This window comes from Microbacterium meiriae (genome assembly GCF_025143875.1).
Taxonomy (GTDB): Bacteria; Actinomycetota; Actinomycetes; order Actinomycetales; family Microbacteriaceae; genus Microbacterium; species Microbacterium meiriae.
In genome coordinates this window covers 64,369-84,590 of record NZ_JAMBDU010000015.1, presented here as the reverse complement: position 1 = coordinate 84,590, position 20,222 = coordinate 64,369, and the positions used below count along the sequence as shown (strand labels likewise).

The following is a 20,222-nucleotide window of genomic DNA, read 5'->3' as shown; positions in this document are numbered from 1 at the left end:
GATCGAAACGTTATGGGAAGTTTGCGCGCCGTTCCCCGGATTGGCCGGGACGCTCGCGCACGTCGCATACCCTCGAAGTACGCACCGGGGGGTGCCGGAGAAGCAGTGATGTCGATCGGTCCAGCCGATCGCAGCGGGGGTGAGAGTATGCGGTTGTTCGGCGTAGGCGCAGGTCCCGACGCGGAACGCGTCGCGCTCGAGCACGAGGATCATCCCTCCGCCCCGATCCCCATCGTCGGCCCCGGTGTGGGGGAGTCCATCCGCACCGCCATCGGCGAGACCGGATACGAGACGTTCCCGTTGATGCTCGGCGCCGCGGAGTTCGGGTGGAACGTCGATCTCGAGACGAGCCACGGCATCCTCGATCGCTACGTGGAGTTCGGCGGCAACGCCATCCATACGGCGGACGGATTCTCCGGCGGTCGGAGCGAGCACATCCTCGGGCAGTGGCTGCGGTCGCGCGACCAACGGGAGCGCGTCGTCCTCAGCGTCCGCATCGGAGCGCATGCCGACAACCCCGGTCTGGGGTCGGTCAACCTCGTCCGCGCCGTCGAGGGGTCGCTCACCCGGCTCGGCGTCGAGCGCATCGACGTGCTGTACCTGGACGCCACGCTGGATGCGACCACCAACCTCGAAGACACGCTGGCCACGGTCGAGTGGCTCGTCGAGGCCGGGAAGATCGGCGCGCTCGGCGCGTACGGCTTCACCCCGGAGCGGCTGGTGGAGGCCCGCATCCTCGCGTCCGCAGGGTACCCGCGGATCACTGTGATCGACACGCCCTACAACCTCGTGCGGCGGCAGCCGTTCGAAGGCGATCTGCGGCTCGTGGCCGGCGCGCAGAACCTCGCGGTCACGCCCTCCCATGCGCTGGAGCACGGGTTCCTGTCCGGGCGCCACCGCACCAAGGCGCTCGCGTCACGAGGCGTCCGCGGAGAGCAGTTGCGAGGGAATCTCAACCGCCGCGGTACGAAGGTGCTGCGCGCGCTGGATCAGGTGGCCGCCGAACTGGCAGTGCCGGTGGCCGCTGTGTCCATCGCCTGGCTGCTCGCGCAGCGCACGGTCGCCGCGCCGATCGTGAACACATTCGCGACCGACCATGTCGACGAGCTCATGCAGGGCGCCGGTGTGACGCTGTCCCGGGCGCAGGTGGCCGACCTCACCCGCGCGGGCGCCTGAGCTTCCGCTGCCCGTGACATAGGGTGGAAGAGGAAGACCGGCGGATGCTGGCGATGAGGCGAGCGAGCGAGTTGTGACGCACTACATATATCTGGTCAGACACGGTGAACATCAGGATGCCGAGCACGGTCTCGCCGACGGACCCCTTTCGCCGCGCGGCCAGCGGCAGGCGGAGCTGATCGCGGATCGGCTGTCCGGGCTCCCGCTCGACGCCGTGTGGCATTCGCCGCTGCTCCGCGCGGCCGAGACGGCGAGATCGATCGCCGGTCGCCTCCCGTCCGTGGACCCCGCGCCGTCCGCTCTGCTGTTCGACTGCGTGCCCACGGGGATGACAGAGGAGACCCCGGCGGTGTTCGAACCGTTCTTCGGCTCGGTGACCGAAGCCGAGATCGAGGCCGGTCGCGCCCAGATGTCCGACGCCGTCAACGAGTTCCTCGTGCGGAAGACCGGAGACGTGCACGAGGTGCTCATCACACACAACTTCGTGATCTCGTGGTTCGTGCGCGAGGTGCTCGCCGCACCCGACTGGCGGTGGATGACGCTGAACCAGTCGCACTGCGGACTGACGGTGATCGCCCAGAAGCAGGGTCGGCCGTGGACCCTGCTTACGCACAACGACACCGGCCACCTGCCTATGGAGTTGCGGACGGGGATTCCCGACGCGCTGTTGGTGTGATCACCGTATCCGCGCGCCGCGGCCTCCGCTCGACGCCCGGAAAATAGACTGGACGCATGACCACGAAGGTAGCCCTCGTCGGCGGGACCGGAAAGCTCGGAACGATCATCGGCGCGGTGATCGGCGAGCTGGAAGGCTTCGAGGTGAGCCGGGTGCTGACATCGGCGAGTGACCTCTCGGAGCTCGCGGGAGCGGACCTCGTGATCGACGCGTCCACTCCGCAGATCAGCATCGATGTGGTCCGCACCGCCGTCGAGCACGGCCTCAACATCCTCGTCGCCACCTCCGGCTGGTCGGCCGAGCGGATCGCGCTCGTGCGGCCGCTGGTCGAGGCCGCTGATACCGGAGCGGTCTTCATCCCCAACTTCTCCCTCGGCTCCGTGCTCGGTTCGGCTCTCGCCGCGGCCGCCGCGCCCTACTTCGACTCCGCGGAGATCGTCGAGGCGCATCGGGAGACCAAGGTCGACTCCCCGAGCGGTACCGCCGTCCGCACGGCGGAGTTGATCGCCGCCGCGAGGGCGTCCCAGGGCCCCGTCAGCGCCCCGCATGCGGATCAGCGCGCGCGGGGGCAGCAGGTCGGCAGCGTGCCCATCCACTCCCTCCGGCGGCCCGGGGTGATCGCGAAGCAGGAGGTGATCCTGTCCGGGCCGGGGGAGTCGCTCACGTTCACGCATGACACCACCGACCCGGCGCTGGCCTACGCGCCGGGGATCCGGCTGGCTGTGCCGTATGCGGCCACCGCGTCCGGAGTCGTGGTCGGTCTGGAGAACATGCTCGACATCGGCATCCGCTCGTGATGTCGCGGATCGGGGTCGCACTGATGGCGGCGGCCCTCCTGCTGTACCTCGCGGTCGCGGGCTGGCTCGCGGTCATGTTCCTGGCCGTCGGGACGCCGGTCTCCATCGGGATGGGCGTCACCCTCCTCGTGCTCGCCCCCGTCGGCGGATGGGCCCTGGTTCGCGAGATGCTCTTCGGTTTCGGAGCGGATCGTCTGGGGCGTCTGCTCGACGCCGAAGGCGGAATGCCGCCGGTCGAGACCGAGCTCACGCCCAGTGGCCGCATCGCCAGGAAGGACGCGGACGCGCTCGTCGCGCGCTACACGGCGGAAGCGGAGGCGGCACCCACGGACTGGCGTGCGCGCTACCGGCTCGGCGTCGTGCAGGATGCCGCGGGGCGCAGGAAGGACGCCAGGGCGAGCATCCGGCAGGCGATCAGCCTGTCCCGCGCCTGACGTCCACGGAGCTCAGGCGAGCGTCGCCTCGAGGGTGATCTCGATGCCTGCGAGAGCCTGGGACACCGGGCACCCGGTCTTGGCGCCCTCGGCGATCTCCTGGAACTTCTCCGGAGTCAGACCCGGAACCGTGGCGTTGACGTTGAGGTGGCTGCCGGTGATGCCGACGCCTGGCTTGAAAGTGACCGAGGCGCTGGTGTCGACGCGCTCCGGCGGGGTGCCGTTCTCGGCGAGGGCGTGCGAGAGCGCCATGCTGAAGCAGGAGGCGTGGGCCGCGGCGATGAGCTCTTCCGGCGTCGTGGTGGTGTCGCTGCCCTCGCTGCGGGACTTCCAGTCGATCGGGAACGTCCCCAGATGCGAGGAGGAGAAGGCGACCGTGCCGGAACCCTCCATGAGCGATCCGGTCCAGGTGGCGGCGGCTTCACTGGTGACGGGCATGGTTCCTCCGGTTCTGACGCCACCGGGGGAGCGGCGTCGCTTGGTCGCCAGCCTACCGAGCGACCCGGCCGTCGGAAACCGGGATCACGCGGTGCGGCGCGTTCTCCCGGTCAGCCCGACGCGCTGCAGCAGGAGGTAGAGCTGGCAGCCGAGACAGAATCCGAACACGGCGTTGAGGAAAGCGGCGAGGAACGCTGCGGCGGTGGCGATCGGAAGGGCCCACGGCACGCCGGCGAGGTGGAGCAGGAGGCCGAGCCCCACCACGACGAGGCCCACGCCTTGGGCGAACCGCGGGGGGCGGGGATCCTCCAGTTCGACGGGCGGCGCCAGGCGCGGACGGACGAGGCGGCGGTAGAGCACGCCCCACGGTGCGGTGGCCGGCGAGACCACTCCCCAGAGGAACAGCAGCGCGATCAGCGTCGCAAGGAGGAAGCCCGGGTCGAGCACGCGCGCGACGGGCTCTACTGACGGCAGTGCCCACGCGCCCCCCGGTACGAAGACGGAGCCGCTCTGCGGCTGGACGGCGAACCAGCCGGCGCGCTCTGCGCCGGCGGGAGTCGTGGAGATGCCGATGAGTGCGAGGAACGTCGCAACGGCGAGGAGGAATGCGGTGATCGCGGCGGCGAAACGGGGGCCTCGCGGGTCGATCCCAGCGGATGTCGTCATCGGGTTCTCCAGACTGCGCTTCAGACGAGGGTGGCGACGGCTGTGGCCAGGGCATCCCGGGCGGGCACGCCCCCGAATCGGGCTCGGACGACACCCGAGGCGTCGACGAGGAACGTGGTGGGGGTCTGCAACACCCGGTACCGGGCGGAGAGGTCGGGTCGGTGCGTGAGGTCGACCTCGATGTGTGCGAGCCCTGTCGTCTCGGCAGCGTACGCGCCGAGCAGCCGGCGCACCTGCGGACACCGGGTGCACATCTCGGTGCTGAACTGCACGAGGGTCGCGCTCGCGCCGAAGGCTGCGCCCGCCGCATCCGCCGGCTCGAACCTCAGGTCGCCGCCGTTGCGTCGACGACCCTCACGCCGACGAAGCGCGAGACCGACGAGGGTGGCGAGTGCGAGAAGCGCGGCCACGGCGGCGAGGGCGAGTGCGGGGGACACACGTCGAGCGTACGGCCGGAGGACCAGGGGTGCCGCGATGTGTCCATCCGTGACGAGAACATCGCGCCGATGACACCGCCTTCGGGGCGACCGAGGCGGGTATCCTGACAACCATGAGCGCCGCTGTCCCGACTCCGTACGAAGACCTGCTCCGCGACGTGCTCGAGACGGGCACGCACAAGAGCGATCGCACAGGGACCGGGACCACGAGCGTGTTCGGGCGGCAGATCCGCTTCGATCTCGCGGAGGGCTTCCCGCTCATCACCACGAAGCGCGTCCACTTCAAGTCCATCGCGTATGAGCTGCTCTGGTTCCTGCGCGGCGATTCCAATGTCCGCTGGCTGCAGGAGAACGGCGTCTCGATCTGGGACGAGTGGGCGGACGAGGACGGCGACCTCGGCCCGGTGTACGGCGTCCAGTGGCGGTCCTGGCCGACTCCCGACGGCGGCAGCATCGATCAGCTGGCCGAGGTCATCGAGCAGATCCGGCGGTCACCGGACTCGCGGCGCCTTCTCGTGTCCGCCTGGAACCCCGCGGACATCCCGGACATGGCCCTCGCACCGTGCCACGCGCTGTTCCAGTTCTACGTCGCCGACGGCAAGCTCTCCTGTCAGCTCTACCAGCGCAGCGCGGACATGTTCCTCGGCGTGCCCTTCAACATCGCCTCCTACGCGTTGCTGACGATGATGATCGCGCAGCAGGTGGGGCTGGAGCCGGGCGACTTCGTCTGGACCGGCGGGGACTGCCACGTCTACGACAACCACGTCGAGCAGGTGCGCGAGCAGCTCACGCGAGAGGCCTACCCGTACCCGACCCTGCGGTTCGCGCGGAAGCCGGACTCGATCTTCGACTACCGGTTCGAGGACTTCGTCGTCGAGGACTACCAGCACCACGCACCGATCCGGGCGGCGGTGGCGGTATGACCTGGGTGGGACTCATCTGGGCCGAGGCCGCCGGAGGCGTCATCGGTGCTGAGGGCGGTATGCCCTGGTATGTGCCGGAGGACCTGGCGCACTTCAAGGAGACCACGCAGGGCGCACCTGTCGTCATGGGACGGAAGACCTGGGATTCGCTGCCGGAACGGTTCCGGCCGCTCCCCGGGCGCGACAACATCGTCGTGACCCGCCAGCAGGACTGGGCGGCCGACGGCGCCCGCCGTGCGGCCACGGTGTCCGAGGCCGTCCGCGGCCAGGAGAAGGTGTGGATCATCGGCGGGGCGGAGATCTTCCGTCAGGTGATCGCCGACGCTGACCGGCTCGAGGTCACCGAGCTCGACCTCGAGGTCGCCGGCGACACGTTCGCTCCGCCCAAGACCGGATGGCGCGTAGTGGATGAGGGGGAGTGGCAGACCTCCCGCACCGGTATCCGGTATCGCTTCCTGAGGTACGAGCGCTGATGCCCACCGCACTGATCACCGGAGCCAGCGCGGGGCTGGGAGCCGAGTTCGCCCGTCAGCTGGCTCGTCGGCGCGCCGATCTCGTGCTCGTGGCCCGCTCGGAGGAGTCGCTGTCGGCTCTTGCGACGGAGCTGCGCGGCGAGTGGGGAGTGGCCGTCGAGGTGCTTCCGGCCGACCTGTCCGAGGAGGACGGCGTCGAACGCGTCACGGCTCGGCTCCGCGACCGGGACGACCCGATCGACCTGCTCGTGAACAACGCCGGCTTCGGGCTGCCGCTGCAGTTCGCCGACAATGACATCGAGGACGAGGTGCGGCATCTGCGCCTGCACGTCGAGGCCTCCATGCGCCTCATGCACGCGGCCCTGCAGACCATGCGGGGGCGGGGCGGCCGGATCATCAACGTCGCCTCGGTCGCAGGTTTCATCTCTCGATCGACGTACTCCGCGTGCAAGGCCTGGCTCATCGACTTCAGCCGCTGGGCGAACACGGCCTACGGTCCGGACGGCGTGAGCGTCACCGCGCTCTGCCCCGGCTTCACGCACACGTCGTTCCACGAGCGGATGGGTCTCGCGGTCGGCGAGGAGGGCGTGCCGTCGTTCCTGTGGCTCGATGCCCGAGACGTCGTGCGCGAAGGCCTCCGGGACGCCGCGCGCGGGAAGTCCGTGTCCATCCCCTCGCTGCGTTACAAGGCCGTCGTCGCCGTGACGAAGGTGCTGCCCCGATCCCTCACCGCGGCGGTCGCGCGTCGGGGTCGGGTCTGACGGTTCCCGTCACCGTCCGCGGCAGCCGCATCCGACCCGATACGCTGGACGCATGACGCACTCGGGCAACCCTTTCGGACAGGTTCTCGTCGCGCTCGTCACTCCGATGACGGCCGACGGCGAAGTCGACTGGCCCGCCGTCGAGAAGCACATCGATGACGTGATCACCGCAGGCGCGGACGGCATCGTCGTGACGGGAACGACCGGCGAGACCTCGACCCTGACGGACCCCGAGAAGCTCAAGCTCGTCGAGGTCGGGAAGTCCGTCTCCGCCGGCCGGGCGAAGATCATCACGGGCGGCGGATCGAACGAGACCGCGCACGCCATCGAGCTGTACAAGGCCAGCGAGAAGGCCGGCGCCGACGGCATCATGATCGTCACGCCGTACTACAACAAGCCGACGCAGGCCGGCATCCTCACCCACTTCCGGCTCGTCGCCGACGCGACCGATCTGCCGGTCATCCTGTACGACATCCCCGGGCGCACCGGTGTGCCGATCAAGTACGAGACGATCCTCCGGCTCGCCAAGCACCCGAACATCCTCGCGGTGAAGGACGCCAAGGGCGACTTCTCCGAGGTGAGCCGCGTGCTCAATCAGACCGACCTCATGTACTTCTCCGGTGATGACGCGAATGTGCTTCCGCACCTGTCGATCGGTGTGACCGGCCTCATCGGCGTGACCGCGAACGTGGCGTCCGCGCCCTACCGCACGATCATCGACGCCGTGAACCGCGGCGACCTCGCCACGGCGACTGCGGAGCACAAGCGCCTGGAGCCGCTGGTCCGCGCTGTCATGACGCACGTCCCCGGCACCGTCGCCGCGAAGTACATCCTGCACGGGCTGGGTCGCATCTCCAGCCCGCGCGTCCGCCTTCCCCTCGTCGGCCCGGAAGAGTGGGAGGCCGCCCTCATCGAGGACGAGCTCGACCTCGTCAGCGGCGTGCCGGGGGCGGACTTCTCGAACTTCCGGCCCGACCGCAACGCGGCCGCGGGCGGCGCCCTGCCGAAGGTGCACGGCACGACGCGCTGAGCCGCGTCACCATGAACGAACGGACGCGTGGAGTGTCCGACTGAGGAGACAGCATGTCCATTCCCCTGGCCGAACCGTCCGCTCTCGACGAAGGAACGCTCCGGGTCATCCCGATCGGCGGTCTGGGGGAGATCGGTCGCAACATGACCATGTTCGAGTACGACGGGAAGATCCTGATCGTCGACTGCGGCGTGCTCTTCCCGGAGGAGCACCAGCCGGGGGTCGACCTGATCCTCCCGGACTTCGAGCCGATCCGTGATCGCCTCGATGACATCGTCGGCGTGGTGCTCACACACGGTCACGAGGACCACATCGGTGCCGTGCCCTACCTCCTGCGTCTGAAGAGCGACATCCCCCTGATCGGCTCCGGGCTCACGCTCGCGCTGGTCGAGGCGAAGCTCAAGGAGCACCGCATCAAGGCCTTCACCCTCACCGTGAAGGAGGGTCAGGAGGAGCGGGTCGGTCCGTTCGACCTGGAGTTCGTCGCGGTCAACCACTCCATCCCGGACGCCTTGGCGGTGGCCATCCGTACCCCTGCCGGCATGGTCCTCGCCACCGGCGACTTCAAGATGGACCAGCTGCCGCTGGACGGTCGGATCACCGACCTGCGCGCGTTCGCCCGCCTCGGGGAAGAGGGCGTCGACCTGTTCCTCGTCGACTCGACCAACGCCGACGTTCCCGGTTTCACCCCGACGGAACGCTCCATCGGCCCCGTGCTCGACCAGGTCATCGCGAAGGCGCCGCGTCGCGTCATCGTCGCGAGCTTCTCCAGCCACGTCCATCGCGTGCAGCAGGTGATCGATGCCGCACACGCCAACGGGCGCCGCGTCGCGTTCCTCGGACGCAGCATGGTGCGGAACATGACGATCGCCGAGCAGCTCGGCTATCTGAAGGTGCCGTCGGGCGTGCTGATCGACTTCAAGAAGGCACGCGACCTCCCGGACGAGCAGATCGTCTACATGTCGACAGGGTCGCAGGGCGAGCCGATGGCCGTGCTGAGCCGGATGGCGAACATGGACCACGCGATCGAGATCAGCGAGGGCGACACCGTCATCCTCGCCTCCAGCCTCATCCCGGGCAACGAGAACGCGGTCTACCGCGTCATCGACGGCTTGACCAAGCTCGGCGCCAACGTCGTGCACAAGGCGAACGCGAAGGTGCATGTCTCCGGACACGCCGCCGCGGGTGAGCTCATCTACTGCTACAACATCCTCAAGCCGAAGAACGTCCTGCCGGTCCACGGCGAGTACCGGCACCTCATCGCCAATGCCAAGCTTGCACAGGACACCGGGGTGCCGGAGGACAACACGATCATCGCCTCGAACGGCACCGTGATCGACCTCAAAGGCGGCATCGCGAAGGTCGCGGGCCAGCTCGACCTCGGCTTCGTCTACGTCGACGGCTCGACCGTCGGCGAGATCACCGATGCCGACCTCAAGGACCGCCGCATCCTCGGGGAAGAGGGCTTCATCTCGGTCATCGTCGTCGTGGACGCCACGACCGGACGCATCATCTCGGGTCCCGAGATCCACGCCCGAGGTGTGGCGGAGGACGACGCGGTCTTCGACGACGTCGCGCCGAAGATCGTCGCCGCGCTCAAGGAGGCGTCGGGCAACGGGGTGCGTGACACGCATGCGCTGTCCCAGGTCGTCCGCCGGACGATCGGTCGTTGGGTGAACCAGAAGCTGCGCCGCCGTCCGATGATCGTGCCTCTCGTCATCGAGGCCTGATCCTCCGATACGGCGTGCTGTCGCGCGCCGTATCGGCGAATTCCGCGTGGTGACGCGGAGATGTCGGTCGCGGGTCGTACCGTGGAGGCATGGCCAGGAGCAGCACCAAGACCGAGCGCGCCTCGACGAGCGCGCCGTCGCGCCCCAAGCGGCAGGCGGCTCCCAAGGCGCAGCCCGCCCCCAAGAAGTACATCGATGAGGCGGACAAGCCGTCTGTCGCCGCGCGCGCCTGGACCGGGCTCGCGCACGGCGTCGGCGGACTCTTCCGCGCATTCGGACCGGAGACGCTGCAGAAGGACGACCGGAGGGACGGATTCCCGTTGCTCCTGGTCATCCTGGCGGCCCTCGGTGCCGTCAACGAGTGGTTCTTCATCGGCAACGAGGTCGCGTCGAACATCAGTGCCTACTCCGTGGGCCTCTTCGTGGGCCGCGTGGCGTTCATCATGCCCGTGCTTCTGCTGCTCTTGGCGGGCTGGCTGTTCCGGCACCCGTCGTCGGTGCACGACAACGGCCGCATCGGGATCGGCTTCGGCATGTTCGTCCTCGCCCTCGCGGGGATCTTCCACGTCGCCGGTCCCCGTCCCCACCCCAACCAGGGCATGCCCGCGCTGAGCGAGTCCGGCGGTCTGCTCGGCTGGCTTGTGGGGCAGCCCCTCACGTACCTCACCGACATCCCCGCCTACATCGTCCTCGGGCTCCTCGCCGCCCTCAGCATCCTGGTCCTCACGAAGACACCGCCGAACCGCATCGGTGCGCGGCTCGGAGACCTCTACGCCTGGATGTTCGACGCCGAGCGCCCGGAGAAGCCGGCGAAGGACGCCTCGGCCACGGTCGACGAGGCCGACAAGGTCGACGACCCCGACGTGCTGCCCTGGTGGCGGCGCAACAAGACCGGCCGCGAGGAAGATCCTGACGAGGGCACGCTCGCGTCCGACGACATCACGGCGCTCCTGTCCACCACGGAGGCCACCCCGGCGTACGACCAGGCGGTGACGGTGGCGAACCCGTACGATGCCGCGACCGAGGTGCTGAGCGACGTCCGCTCCGTCACCGACACGCTCGCGGAGCAGCAGACGACCGCGCTGCTGGACGATGAGTCCGACACCGGCGAGATGCCGGAGCTCCCCGGGCTCGACGGGTTCGGCACTGAGGGACCCGGCGACCGCGGTCCGCAGGCGCCGGTGGCCCCGTACATCCTCCCGTCGCCGGGAGTGCTGTCCGAGGGTCCGCCATCGGTCGCCCGCTCCGAGGCGAACGACCGCATCGTCGAGCAGATCACCAGCGTCCTGGACCAGTTCAAGGTCGATGCCAAGGTCACCGGCTTCTCCCGCGGTCCGACGGTCACCCAGTACGAGGTCGAGGTCGGCCACGGCGTCAAGGTGGAGAAGATCCTCCAGCTGAGCAACAACTTCGCCTATGCCGTCGCTTCCAACGACGTGCGCATCCTCTCACCGATCCCCGGCAAGAGTGCGATCGGCATCGAGATCCCGAACACCGACCGCGAGACGGTCGCCCTCGGCGACGTGCTGCGCTCGGGTGCAGCGCAGAAGAGCACGCACCCGCTCACGATCGGCGTCGGCAAGGACGTGGGCGGCAACTTCGTCGTCGCCAACCTCGCGAAGATGCCGCACCTCCTGGTGGCGGGCTCGACGGGGTCCGGTAAGTCGAGCTTCGTGAACTCGATGATCACGAGCCTCCTCATGCGGGCCCGCCCCTCGGACGTGCGCATGGTCCTCATCGACCCGAAGCGCGTGGAGCTCACCAGCTACGCGGGTGTCCCGCACCTGATCACCCCCATCATCACGAACCCGAAGAAGGCCGCAGAGGCGCTGCAGTGGGTCGTGAAGGAGATGGACATGCGGTACGACGACCTCGCGTCGTTCGGCTTCCGCCACATCGACGACTTCAACCGCGCCGTGCGAGCGGGGGAGGTGGAGGTGCCCCCGGGCAGCGAGCGCGTGCTCAAGCCGTACCCGTACCTCCTCGTCGTGGTCGACGAGCTCGCGGACCTCATGATGGTCGCGCCGCGGGACGTCGAGGACTCGATCGTCCGCATCACGCAGCTCGCCCGTGCCTCGGGCATCCACCTGGTGCTCGCCACGCAGCGCCCGAGCGTCGACGTGGTCACCGGCCTCATCAAGGCGAACGTGCCGTCCCGCCTCGCGTTCGCGGTGACGAGCGTCACGGACAGCCGCGTGATCCTCGACAGCCCCGGCGCCGACAAGCTCATCGGCCAGGGTGATGCCCTGTTCTCGCCTATGGGATCGTCGAAGCCGTTCCGCCTGCAGGGCGCGTGGGTCGACGAGAAGGAGATCGACGCGGTCGTCAAGCACGTCACGCGTCAGGCGCGTCCCGAGTACCGCGCGGACGTCCAGGAGGCGATGGAGCCGGCGAAGAAGAAGGAGGTCGACGAGGACATCGGCGACGACCTCGAGCTCCTGCTCGCGGCGGCCGAGCTCATCGTCTCCTCGCAGTTCGGATCGACGTCCATGCTCCAGCGCAAACTGCGGGTCGGGTTCGCCAAGGCCGGACGCCTGATGGATCTCCTCGAGTCGCGAGAGGTCGTCGGCCCCTCGGAGGGATCGAAGGCCCGGGATGTGCTCGCGACCCCCGAGCAGCTGCCGCAGGTCATGGCGAAGCTCCGTGGCGAGGACGTGCCATCGGCTCCCGCGGCACCGGCTGCGCCCGCCGCCGCAGCGCCACCGGCCGAACGCGATCCGCTGGAGGCGCAGTACGACGGCCTGCCGGTCGTCGAAGCGGAGGGCGACGAAGACGCCTGGGGCCTGACGGGACGCGACTGATGGCGATTCCCCGACAGCTCCCCAACGCGATCACCGTGGCGCGCATCCCGCTCGCCGTGGTGTTCTTCGTCCTCCTGCTCGTCGGCGGGACATACGGTCTCACCGACCTCACCGTGCGCTGGATCGCCGCCGTCCTCTTCATCGTGGCCATCTCCACCGACTGGGTCGACGGCTATCTCGCCCGCCGGTACGACATCGTCAGCGACTTCGGGAAGCTGTGGGATCCGATCGCGGACAAGCTCCTCACCGGCGCGGGATTCGTAGGGCTGGCGATCCTCGGCGAGGTCTCCTGGTGGATCGTCGCGGTCATCCTCGTCCGCGAGTGGGGGATCACCATCCATCGCCTGGTCGTCGCGAGCGAGCACGTGGTGGCGGCCGCCTGGATGGGCAAGATCAAGACAGCGTTCCAGGGCGTCGCTCTCGGGTGGGCCCTCCTGCCGTTGCATGTGTTCATCGGTCTCGGGCCCTGGACCGTCGTGACCACCGTCCTGATGGTCATCGTTCTGATGCTCACCGTGGTCAGCGGCATCGACTACATCGTCGCGCAGGTCCGCGGCGCCCGTCAGAGCCGATGAGCGGTACGACGCCGACCGAGGCGCTGACCGCTCTGCGGGGGCGGGGCTGGACGCTCGGCGTCGCGGAGTCCCTCACCGGCGGGGCGGTGTCTGCGGCGCTCGTCGCGGTCCCCGGCGCCTCAGCGGTGCTTCTCGGCGGCGTCGTCGCCTACGCGACCCCGGTCAAGCACACCCTGCTCGCGGTCGATGCCGAGCTTCTGGAACGATACGGGCCGGTGCACGCGGAGGTCGCGCGGCAGATGGCCGCCGGTGTGCGAGAGGCTGTCGCGGTCGACGGGCGCCCGGCCGACGTCGGAATGTCCACCACCGGGATCGCGGGACCGGAGTCCCCGGACGGCCAGCCTGTGGGTACCGTCCACATCGGAGTGGTGACGCCGACCCTGAGTCGCACCGAGCAGTTCCGCTTCGAAGGCGACCGCGACGCGGTGCGGGCGCAGACGGTCGCGGCCACCCTCGACGTGATGGCCGCCGCACTGCGGGAATAGGGACGTGCAGCGTCATGTTGATACGGATGTGCTCACATTCAAACCACAGAGTGCAAGGGTAGATTCTGTGCAAGCCAGGAGGACTAGACTGGCCGTCTCTTCGGGGGAGACCCCGATCCATGAACTGCGGAGGAGGTTCCGATGATTCTTGTACGACAGGAGATCGGCGACGTGCTGAGGGACTTCCGTCTGCAGAAGGGGCGGACGCTCCGCCAGGTCGCGAGCAAGGCTTCGGTCGCCCTCGGTTACCTCAGTGAGGTCGAGCGCGGTCAGAAGGAGGCCTCGAGCGAGATCCTCGCCTCGGTGGCGGAGGCGCTCGACGTCCCCATCTCCACGATCATGCGCGAGGTCGGGGACCGCATCTCGGTCCTCGAGGGTATCCAGGTCTTCCCGGACGTCGTTCCGGACGACCTGGTCGCGTCCGTGGAACCCGAGCTCTCGCTCCGCTGAGTCCCGGAGATCCCTTCTATGCGACGCAGTGAGTTCCTGCGCGCCGTCGATGCCGAGTTCCACGCCCGAGCATCATCTCTGGTGAACGACCTCGTGCTGTCCGGGATGGACGGGCGCACCGCGCTCGAAGCGCTGGACGCCGGGGTGCCGCCGCGGGACATCTGGTTGGCGCTCTGCGCGGACATGGACGTCCCGGAGTCCCGCCGTCATGGCGTCGGACGCCTGGAGCCGCGAGGGCGATGACGGTCACGTCCCGGTGTGCGGATGTCCGACACGCCGATCCCGGCGTGGTGTCGAAAATCTGTTCGAAGCGGGCGTAGTCTTCTGCACAAGTGGTCAGACGGATCTGATCCCCACGATCCCCGGCTCCTGCGACCGAATGTCGGAGGCCCGCCGTACCGTGAGGGCCAGGCTGAAAAGCCATACGCCTTGTCGGAGAGTTCCTTCCAGCCGGAAGAGCCGCGACAGCCTACAGGCGGCAGCACACGCGCAGAAGGAGCACACCATGCCATCACCCGCCGACCGCGAGAAGTCCCTCGAGACAGCCCTCGCTCAGATCGACCGCCAGTTCGGAAAGGGCTCGGTCATGCGGCTGGGCAGCGATGAGCGCGCCCCTGTGGCCGTCATCCCCACCGGCTCCATCGCCCTTGACGTCGCTCTCGGCGTGGGAGGTCTGCCGCGTGGACGCATCGTCGAGATCTACGGCCCGGAGTCCTCGGGTAAGACGACGCTGACGCTGCACGCCATCGCGAACGCCCAGCGGGCCGGCGGCATCGCGGCGTTCATCGACGCCGAGCACGCCCTCGACCCCGACTACGCCGCGAAGCTCGGCGTCGACATCGACGCCCTTCTCGTCTCGCAGCCCGACACGGGTGAGCAGGCGCTGGAGATCGCCGACATGCTGGTGCGCTCCGGAGCCATCGACCTCATCGTCATCGACTCAGTGGCAGCGCTCGTGCCCCGTGCCGAGATCGAGGGCGAGATGGGTGACTCGCACGTGGGTCTGCAGGCGCGACTCATGTCGCAGGCCCTTCGTAAGCTCACCGGTGGGCTGAACCAGACCAACACCACCATGATCTTCATCAACCAGCTGCGCGAGAAGATCGGCGTCTTCTTCGGTTCTCCCGAGACCACCGCCGGTGGTAAGGCGCTGAAGTTCTACGCGTCGGTCCGCATGGACATCCGTCGTATCGAGACGCTGAAGGACGGAACCGACGCCGTCGGAAACCGCACCAGGGTCAAGGTCGTGAAGAACAAGATGGCCCCGCCCTTCAAGCAGGCGGAGTTCGACATCCTCTACGGCGTCGGCATCTCCCGCGAGGGCAGTCTGATCGACTTCGGCGTCGAGCACGGCATCGTCAAGAAGTCCGGGTCGTGGTACACCTACGACGGCGATCAGCTGGGCCAGGGCAAGGAGAACGCGCGGACGTTCCTGCTCAACAACGCGGACATCGCGTTGGCGATCGAGAGCCAGATCAAGCAGAAGCTCGGTATCGGCGGCCCGGCCGCGGCTCCGGGTGCTGATGAGCTGGCCGAGCGTCGCCCGGCCTGATGAGTGATCAGCGTGGGGGCGATTCCGAGCGGATCGCCCCCATCATCCCTCTCTTCGGCGGCCCCGCGCGTGCCGAGCGCCCGGCGGATGACGGTGCGAGCGGCGCGTCGCCCGGTCGGCACGGCCGGTCGGCGCCGTCTACGGACGCTGCGGGACTCTGGCGGTCGACCTGGGACGATCCCGCGACAGCCGGGAAGCGGACTGCTGACGACGACGGTTCTCCCAGCGCACGTCATCCCGCACGCGGGACCGCCGGTGCGAAGAAGACCAGGCTGCGTGCAGTGGGTGACACGTCCCGGTCGGACGGTGGGGGAGAGGCCGGCGAGAGCGCGCCCTCCGCGGAGGAGGTCCGCACCACGGCGGAGGAGTCGTTGGTGCGGAAGCTCCGTACGCGATCGCTGTCCGTCTCCGAAGCGCGGCTGGTGCTGAAGGGCCATGGGCTCGCCGCAGACGCGATCGAAGACGTCATCGACGACTTCATGCGGCGAGGCTATCTCGACGATGCGGTACTCGCCGAGCTCCTCGTCACGGCCGGGGTCGAGCGCAAGGGCCAGGGCCGGATCGCGCTGTCCCGGGCGCTGGCACAGCGGGGCATCCCTCGCGAGGTCATCGATGCCGCTCTCGACGAGCTCCCGGACGATGACGCGGAGCGGGCGCTGGAGTTCGCACGGACCAAAGCGCGCTCGATGAGCCGCCTCGATCCCGACGCGGCACTACGGCGATTGGTCGGGCAGCTGTCGCGCCGCGGATACGCCGGTTCCGTCGCCATGAACGCCGCGAAGACGGCGCTGCGGGAGGCGTCTTTCGGTAGCGGCGTCTCCGGCGTCCGGTTCGTGGATTCCGACTGACAGCCGCACGCGGTCGCCTCTCGGTGACGCTCGTACAATGGGAACATCATGACTATCCCCCGCAGCGAACCGACGATCATCAGCGCGTCGTCAGCGGCCGTCGACGATGACGGGCGCCAGCGATCGTACGAAGTGCGCACGTTCGGTTGTCAGATGAACGTGCACGACTCCGAGCGCCTGTCAGGGTCTCTGGAGAGTGCCGGCTACATCCGTGCCGACGCCGGGACCGAGGCCGACGTGGTGATCATCAACACCTGCGCCGTGCGGGACAACGCTGCCGGCAAACTCTACGGAACGCTCGGCCATCTGGCCGCCGTGAAGCGGCGCAAGGCCGGTATGCAGATCGCGGTCGGCGGCTGCCTCGCGCAGATGGACAAGCAGGCCGTGCTCGACAAGGCGCCCTGGGTCGACGTGGTCTTCGGTACCCACAACATGGGCTCCTTGCCCGGTCTGCTCGAGCGCGCCCGTCACAACGGCGACGCGGAGCTCGAGATCCTCGAATCACTCGAGGTGTTCCCCTCGACGCTTCCCACCAAGCGCGACTCCGCGCACAGCGGCTGGGTGTCGATCTCCGTCGGCTGCAACAACACCTGCACGTTCTGCATCGTCCCCAGTCTCCGCGGCAAGGAGAAGGACCGTCGACCGGGCGACATCCTCAACGAGATCCGTCTTCTCGTCGAGGACGGAGCCATCGAGGTCACCCTCCTCGGGCAGAACGTCAACTCCTACGGGGTGGAGTTCGGGGATCGTCAGGCGTTCGGCAAGCTTCTCCGTGCCGCCGGTGAGATCGAGGGCCTCGAGCGCATCCGCTTCACGAGCCCGCACCCCGCTGCCTTCACCGACGACGTGATCGACGCGATGGCGGAGACCCCCGCGGTCATGCCGCAGCTCCACATGCCGCTGCAGTCCGGAAGCGATCGGATCCTCAAGGCGATGCGGCGCTCGTACCGCAGCGAGCGCTTCCTCGGCATCCTGGACCGCGTTCGGGAACGCATCCCGCACGCGGCCATCACGACCGACATCATCGTGGGCTTCCCCGGCGAGACCGAGGAGGACTTCGAGGACACGATGCGCGTCGTCGAGCAGTCCCGATTCTCCGGAGCCTTCACCTTCCAGTACTCGATCCGCGAAGGGACCCCCGCGGCCACCATGCCGGATCAGGTGCCCAAGGAGGTCGTGCAGGCCCGCTACGACCGGCTGATCGCGCTCCAGGAGCGCATCTCGTTGGAGGAGAACCAGAAGCAGGTCGGCCGGGAGGTCGAGGTGCTCGTCTCCACGGGTGAAGGCAAGAAGGACACGGAGACCCGTCGACTGACCGGACGAGCTCAGGACAACCGGCTCGTGCACTTCGAGGTGACCCCGGGTTCGGAGCTGCCGCGTCCGGGTGACGTCGTCACCGTGAGGGTGACCCACGCCGCACCGTTCCACCTCCTCGCCGACGATCCGACCGGCGCGCCGCTGCGCATCCGCCGTACGCGCGGTGGAGATGCCTGGGATCGGGGACAGGCGGAGTCGTGCGCCGTGCCGGCTCCGAGCGACGGGGCATCGCGCGCCGTCTCCCTCGGCCTGCCGACCCTCCGCGTCGGAGTGTGACCACACCTCGGCTCTGGGCCGTCGTCGGCGCGACAGGTACCGGGAAGAGCGATCTGGCGCTCGATCTCGCGGAGGAGCTCCGGCGTCGCGGCAACCCGGCGGAGATCGTCAACGCGGATGCGATGCAGCTCTACCGCGGCATGGACATCGGAACGGCCAAGCTGCCCGTCTCCGAACGACGCGGCATTCCGCACCATCTCTTCGACGTGCGAGAGGTGACGCAGGATGCCGCTGTGGCCTGGTATCAGCCGCTCGCACGCGAGGCCGTGCAGAGGATTCACGCGGGGGGCGGCGACGCCATCCTCGTCGGCGGATCCGGACTCTACATGTCCAGTGTCGTCTACGAGTTCCACTTCCCGCCTCGAGACCCCGTGATCCGCGAGCGTCTCGAGCAGGAGCTGGATCGGGATGGCGTCGATGCTCTCCTCCAGCGGCTGCATGCGCGCGATCCGGAAGCCGCAGCCCGGGTGGACCCGCGCAACGGCAGACGAGTGATCCGTGCTCTCGAAGTCGTCGAACAGGGGAGCGCGACGCACGGCGCGACACTGCCCGAGAAGCCGACGCTCTGGCATCCGCGCACCCGGCTGATCGGTCTGCACGTGGATCGCTCCGATCTCGTCGCCCGACTGGATGCTCGTGTCCGGCGGATGTGGGAGCACGGCCTCGTGGCCGAGGTCGCGCGGCTGCGCGACGAGGGTCTGGAGCGCGGGACGACGGCTCCCCGGGCCATCGGGTACGCGCAGGCGCTCGCACAGCTGGAGGGACGCTCCACCGCCGAGGAGGCGATCGCTGAGACGCAGGCACTCACCCGGCGCTACGCGCGTCGTCAGGTGTCGTGGTTCAAGCGCTATCCGGAGCTCGAATGGATGGCGCCGCCGGTGGCCGTCGCCGACCTGCTGGCGCCCTGACCTGATGTCGGTGGCCCGTGCGACGATGCGCGCATGGCCACTCATTACTTCACCGCGTCCAGCCTTGACGGGTACATCGCCACGACGGAGCATTCGTTGGATTGGCTTCTGACGCAGGACATCGACATGGAAGGTCCCATGGCCTATCCGGCGTTCGAGAAGAGTATCGGGGCGCTCGTGATGGGGTCATCGACGTACGAATGGGTCATGCGCCACGAGGAGGGCCGGTGGGCGTATGAGCAGCCCACGTGGGTGCTCTCGCATCGTGAGCTCGCCGTGCCGACCGGGGCGGACGTCCGTGTGACGAGCGCGGCGATCCCCGACGTCCATGCCGCGATGCACGAGGCGGCGGAAGGAAAGGACCTCTGGGTCGTCGGCGGGGGAGACGTGGCAGGACAGTTCGCAGACGCGGGCCTCCTGGACGAGGTCTGGGTCCAATACGCCCCGGTGACCCTCGGGGGCGGTGCCCCACTGTTGCCCCGGCGTCTCGACCTGGATCTGATCGAGGTGGCCCGCAACCGCAGCTTCCTCTGCGGGCGTTACCGCGTCGCGGGGCGGAGCGCCGGCTCGACGGCTCCCTAGACTGGTCCCATGGTCGCATTCACCAAGGGGCACGGTACCGGCAACGACTTCATCATCATCGCCGATCCCGACGGCCAGCTGGAGCTGACCGCGGAGCAGGTCGCGGTGCTCTGCGATCGCCATTTCGGCATCGGGGCCGACGGCGTTCTCCGAGTCGTGCGTTCGTCCGCGATCGCGGAGGGGGCAGCGGCCCTGGCGGAGGAGCCGGATGCCGAGTGGTTCATGGACTACCGCAACGCGGACGGCTCGGTCGCCGAGATGTGCGGCAACGGGATCCGAGTCTTCGCGCACTACCTCGTGCGCTCCGGTCTCGCCGACATCGAGGCCGGCAGTACTCTCCCCATCGGCACCAGGGCTGGCGTCCGTGACGTCACGCGCGGCGTGAGCGGTTACCAGGTCGACCTGGGCGCGTGGCGCCTGTCGGGCGTCGACCCGCTGGTGCGCGCGGACGGGCTGACCGTGACCCGGCCCGGACTGGGCATCGACGTCGGGAACCCGCACGTCGTGGTGGCGCTCGCCTCCGACGCCGAGCTCGGCCTGCTGGAACTCACGCGCGCGCCCGAGTTGGAACCGGCTCCGCCCGCCGGGGCGAACGTCGAGTTCGTGGTGCCCGGCGAGCCCCTCGTGCGCGACGGCGTCGGCCACGTGCGGATGCGTGTGTTCGAACGCGGCGTCGGCGAGACCCTGAGCTGCGGCACGGGCGTGGCCGCCACCGCACTCGCCGTGCGCTACTGGGCCGGTGCCCAGGCGCCTGACAACTGGAAGGTCGAGGTTCCGGGTGGCACGCTCGGAGTCCGGATGTTCCCCGCCGAGGACGGGGAGCACGTCGCGCTGTCCGGACCTGCTCAGCTCGTCTACCAGGGCGAAGTCGATCTGGTCTGAGGGGT

At 68.8% G+C, this 20,222-nt stretch carries 23 protein-coding genes; 20 read left to right on the top strand and 3 right to left on the bottom strand.

What is annotated here, in order from left to right; translation table 11 throughout:
- Positions 1 to 147: 147 nt before the first annotated feature.
- The 4 genes from M4D53_RS10830 to M4D53_RS10815 all read left to right on the top strand — a co-directional run bounded on the left by M4D53_RS10830 (position 148) and on the right by M4D53_RS10815 (position 3,083).
- Positions 148 to 1,176, top strand: coding sequence for an aldo/keto reductase (locus M4D53_RS10830; RefSeq protein ID WP_187664141.1), 1,029 nt, complete (start codon positions 148 to 150; stop codon positions 1,174 to 1,176).
- 73 nt (positions 1,177 to 1,249) lie between these two features.
- Positions 1,250 to 1,852, top strand: a complete 603-nt coding sequence (locus M4D53_RS10825; protein ID WP_187663877.1) for a histidine phosphatase family protein — start codon at positions 1,250 to 1,252, stop codon at positions 1,850 to 1,852.
- Between the two features lie 56 nt (positions 1,853 to 1,908).
- Positions 1,909 to 2,649 carry a 4-hydroxy-tetrahydrodipicolinate reductase gene (gene dapB / locus M4D53_RS10820; RefSeq protein WP_259953992.1) on the top strand — a complete coding sequence of 247 codons (741 nt, stop codon included), beginning with the start codon at positions 1,909 to 1,911 and terminating at the stop codon, positions 2,647 to 2,649.
- Positions 2,649 to 3,083: a tetratricopeptide repeat protein gene (locus M4D53_RS10815; protein WP_187663879.1), complete on the top strand. Its 435-nt coding sequence runs from the start codon at positions 2,649 to 2,651 to the stop codon at positions 3,081 to 3,083. Before dapB ends, M4D53_RS10815 begins: the two co-directional genes overlap by 1 nt.
- Before the next feature lie 12 nt (positions 3,084 to 3,095).
- Here M4D53_RS10815 and M4D53_RS10810 read toward each other — a convergent pair whose 3' ends face one another.
- From M4D53_RS10810 to M4D53_RS10800, 3 genes are all read right to left on the bottom strand, one after another.
- Positions 3,096 to 3,521 carry an OsmC family protein gene (locus tag M4D53_RS10810; protein ID WP_259953991.1) on the bottom strand — a complete coding sequence of 142 codons (426 nt, stop codon included), beginning with the start codon at positions 3,519 to 3,521 and terminating at the stop codon, positions 3,096 to 3,098.
- A gap of 84 nt (positions 3,522 to 3,605) precedes the next feature.
- On the bottom strand, positions 3,606 to 4,187 hold the full coding sequence (locus tag M4D53_RS10805; protein ID WP_259953990.1) for a DUF4395 family protein: 582 nt from the start codon (positions 4,185 to 4,187) through the stop codon (positions 3,606 to 3,608).
- A gap of 20 nt (positions 4,188 to 4,207) precedes the next feature.
- The gene (locus M4D53_RS10800; protein WP_187663882.1) at positions 4,208 to 4,624 is read right to left on the bottom strand and encodes a TlpA family protein disulfide reductase; all 417 of its coding nucleotides are present in this window, start codon (positions 4,622 to 4,624) and stop codon (positions 4,208 to 4,210) included.
- A 113-nt stretch (positions 4,625 to 4,737) separates the two neighbouring features.
- Here M4D53_RS10800 and M4D53_RS10795 point away from each other — a divergent pair, with 113 nt between their 5' ends.
- From M4D53_RS10795 to dapF, 16 genes are all read left to right on the top strand, one after another.
- A complete protein-coding gene (locus tag M4D53_RS10795; protein ID WP_259953989.1) occupies positions 4,738 to 5,547 on the top strand; it encodes a thymidylate synthase in 810 nt (269 codons plus the stop codon).
- Positions 5,544 to 6,020 carry a dihydrofolate reductase gene (locus M4D53_RS10790; RefSeq protein WP_259953988.1) on the top strand — a complete coding sequence of 159 codons (477 nt, stop codon included), beginning with the start codon at positions 5,544 to 5,546 and terminating at the stop codon, positions 6,018 to 6,020. Before M4D53_RS10795 ends, M4D53_RS10790 begins: the two co-directional genes overlap by 4 nt.
- A complete protein-coding gene (locus M4D53_RS10785; RefSeq protein ID WP_259953987.1) occupies positions 6,020 to 6,781 on the top strand; it encodes an SDR family NAD(P)-dependent oxidoreductase in 762 nt (253 codons plus the stop codon). Before M4D53_RS10790 ends, M4D53_RS10785 begins: the two co-directional genes overlap by 1 nt.
- 52 nt (positions 6,782 to 6,833) lie before the next feature.
- The gene (dapA, locus tag M4D53_RS10780) at positions 6,834 to 7,811 is read left to right on the top strand and encodes a 4-hydroxy-tetrahydrodipicolinate synthase (protein ID WP_259953986.1); all 978 of its coding nucleotides are present in this window, start codon (positions 6,834 to 6,836) and stop codon (positions 7,809 to 7,811) included.
- 53 nt (positions 7,812 to 7,864) lie between these two features.
- Positions 7,865 to 9,541: a ribonuclease J gene (locus tag M4D53_RS10775; protein WP_259953985.1), complete on the top strand. Its 1,677-nt coding sequence runs from the start codon at positions 7,865 to 7,867 to the stop codon at positions 9,539 to 9,541.
- A gap of 89 nt (positions 9,542 to 9,630) precedes the next feature.
- Positions 9,631 to 12,342: an FtsK/SpoIIIE family DNA translocase gene (locus tag M4D53_RS10770; RefSeq protein WP_259953984.1), complete on the top strand. Its 2,712-nt coding sequence runs from the start codon at positions 9,631 to 9,633 to the stop codon at positions 12,340 to 12,342.
- The gene (gene pgsA / locus M4D53_RS10765) at positions 12,342 to 12,917 is read left to right on the top strand and encodes a CDP-diacylglycerol--glycerol-3-phosphate 3-phosphatidyltransferase (RefSeq protein ID WP_259953983.1); all 576 of its coding nucleotides are present in this window, start codon (positions 12,342 to 12,344) and stop codon (positions 12,915 to 12,917) included. The genes M4D53_RS10770 and pgsA overlap by 1 nt, the downstream gene beginning before the upstream one ends.
- On the top strand, positions 12,914 to 13,402 hold the full coding sequence (locus tag M4D53_RS10760) for a CinA family protein (protein WP_259953982.1): 489 nt from the start codon (positions 12,914 to 12,916) through the stop codon (positions 13,400 to 13,402). The genes pgsA and M4D53_RS10760 overlap by 4 nt, the downstream gene beginning before the upstream one ends.
- A gap of 141 nt (positions 13,403 to 13,543) precedes the next feature.
- Positions 13,544 to 13,852, top strand: a complete 309-nt coding sequence (locus M4D53_RS10755) for a helix-turn-helix domain-containing protein (protein ID WP_025103227.1) — start codon at positions 13,544 to 13,546, stop codon at positions 13,850 to 13,852.
- Positions 13,853 to 13,870: 18 nt separating this feature from the next.
- Positions 13,871 to 14,095: a DUF3046 domain-containing protein gene (locus M4D53_RS10750; RefSeq protein ID WP_187663891.1), complete on the top strand. Its 225-nt coding sequence runs from the start codon at positions 13,871 to 13,873 to the stop codon at positions 14,093 to 14,095.
- Between the two features lie 262 nt (positions 14,096 to 14,357).
- Positions 14,358 to 15,404, top strand: a complete 1,047-nt coding sequence (recA, locus tag M4D53_RS10745; RefSeq protein WP_187663892.1) for a recombinase RecA — start codon at positions 14,358 to 14,360, stop codon at positions 15,402 to 15,404.
- Between the two features lie 281 nt (positions 15,405 to 15,685).
- Positions 15,686 to 16,252 (top strand): regulatory protein RecX, encoded by a 567-nt coding sequence (locus M4D53_RS10740; RefSeq protein ID WP_259953979.1) that lies wholly within the window; start codon positions 15,686 to 15,688, stop codon positions 16,250 to 16,252.
- 48 nt (positions 16,253 to 16,300) lie between these two features.
- On the top strand, positions 16,301 to 17,845 hold the full coding sequence (miaB, locus tag M4D53_RS10735; RefSeq protein ID WP_259953978.1) for a tRNA (N6-isopentenyl adenosine(37)-C2)-methylthiotransferase MiaB: 1,545 nt from the start codon (positions 16,301 to 16,303) through the stop codon (positions 17,843 to 17,845).
- Positions 17,842 to 18,753, top strand: a complete 912-nt coding sequence (gene miaA, locus M4D53_RS10730; RefSeq protein WP_259953975.1) for a tRNA (adenosine(37)-N6)-dimethylallyltransferase MiaA — start codon at positions 17,842 to 17,844, stop codon at positions 18,751 to 18,753. The genes miaB and miaA overlap by 4 nt, the downstream gene beginning before the upstream one ends.
- A gap of 33 nt (positions 18,754 to 18,786) precedes the next feature.
- The gene (locus M4D53_RS10725; protein ID WP_259953973.1) at positions 18,787 to 19,335 is read left to right on the top strand and encodes a dihydrofolate reductase family protein; all 549 of its coding nucleotides are present in this window, start codon (positions 18,787 to 18,789) and stop codon (positions 19,333 to 19,335) included.
- 9 nt (positions 19,336 to 19,344) lie between these two features.
- A complete protein-coding gene (gene dapF / locus M4D53_RS10720; RefSeq protein ID WP_187663897.1) occupies positions 19,345 to 20,217 on the top strand; it encodes a diaminopimelate epimerase in 873 nt (290 codons plus the stop codon).
- Positions 20,218 to 20,222: the final 5 nt, after the last annotated feature.

Excerpts from the sequence above, each read along its gene's own strand:
- M4D53_RS10830 (WP_187664141.1), top strand. The coding sequence starts at position 148 with ATGCGGTTGTTCGGCGTAGGCGCAGGTCCCGACGCGGAACGCGTCGCG.
- dapB (WP_259953992.1), top strand. The coding sequence starts at position 1,909 with ATGACCACGAAGGTAGCCCTCGTCGGCGGGACCGGAAAGCTCGGAACG.
- M4D53_RS10815 (WP_187663879.1), top strand. The coding sequence starts at position 2,649 with ATGTCGCGGATCGGGGTCGCACTGATGGCGGCGGCCCTCCTGCTGTAC.
- M4D53_RS10810 (WP_259953991.1), bottom strand. The coding sequence starts at position 3,521 with ATGCCCGTCACCAGTGAAGCCGCCGCCACCTGGACCGGATCGCTCATG.
- M4D53_RS10805 (WP_259953990.1), bottom strand. The coding sequence starts at position 4,187 with ATGACGACATCCGCTGGGATCGACCCGCGAGGCCCCCGTTTCGCCGCC.
- M4D53_RS10795 (WP_259953989.1), top strand. The coding sequence starts at position 4,738 with ATGAGCGCCGCTGTCCCGACTCCGTACGAAGACCTGCTCCGCGACGTG.
- M4D53_RS10790 (WP_259953988.1), top strand. The coding sequence starts at position 5,544 with ATGACCTGGGTGGGACTCATCTGGGCCGAGGCCGCCGGAGGCGTCATC.
- M4D53_RS10785 (WP_259953987.1), top strand. The coding sequence starts at position 6,020 with ATGCCCACCGCACTGATCACCGGAGCCAGCGCGGGGCTGGGAGCCGAG.
- dapA (WP_259953986.1), top strand. The coding sequence starts at position 6,834 with ATGACGCACTCGGGCAACCCTTTCGGACAGGTTCTCGTCGCGCTCGTC.
- M4D53_RS10775 (WP_259953985.1), top strand. The coding sequence starts at position 7,865 with ATGTCCATTCCCCTGGCCGAACCGTCCGCTCTCGACGAAGGAACGCTC.
- M4D53_RS10770 (WP_259953984.1), top strand. The coding sequence starts at position 9,631 with ATGGCCAGGAGCAGCACCAAGACCGAGCGCGCCTCGACGAGCGCGCCG.
- pgsA (WP_259953983.1), top strand. The coding sequence starts at position 12,342 with ATGGCGATTCCCCGACAGCTCCCCAACGCGATCACCGTGGCGCGCATC.
- M4D53_RS10760 (WP_259953982.1), top strand. The coding sequence starts at position 12,914 with ATGAGCGGTACGACGCCGACCGAGGCGCTGACCGCTCTGCGGGGGCGG.
- M4D53_RS10755 (WP_025103227.1), top strand. The coding sequence starts at position 13,544 with ATGATTCTTGTACGACAGGAGATCGGCGACGTGCTGAGGGACTTCCGT.
- M4D53_RS10750 (WP_187663891.1), top strand. The coding sequence starts at position 13,871 with ATGCGACGCAGTGAGTTCCTGCGCGCCGTCGATGCCGAGTTCCACGCC.
- recA (WP_187663892.1), top strand. The coding sequence starts at position 14,358 with ATGCCATCACCCGCCGACCGCGAGAAGTCCCTCGAGACAGCCCTCGCT.
- miaB (WP_259953978.1), top strand. The coding sequence starts at position 16,301 with ATGACTATCCCCCGCAGCGAACCGACGATCATCAGCGCGTCGTCAGCG.
- M4D53_RS10725 (WP_259953973.1), top strand. The coding sequence starts at position 18,787 with ATGGCCACTCATTACTTCACCGCGTCCAGCCTTGACGGGTACATCGCC.
- dapF (WP_187663897.1), top strand. The coding sequence starts at position 19,345 with ATGGTCGCATTCACCAAGGGGCACGGTACCGGCAACGACTTCATCATC.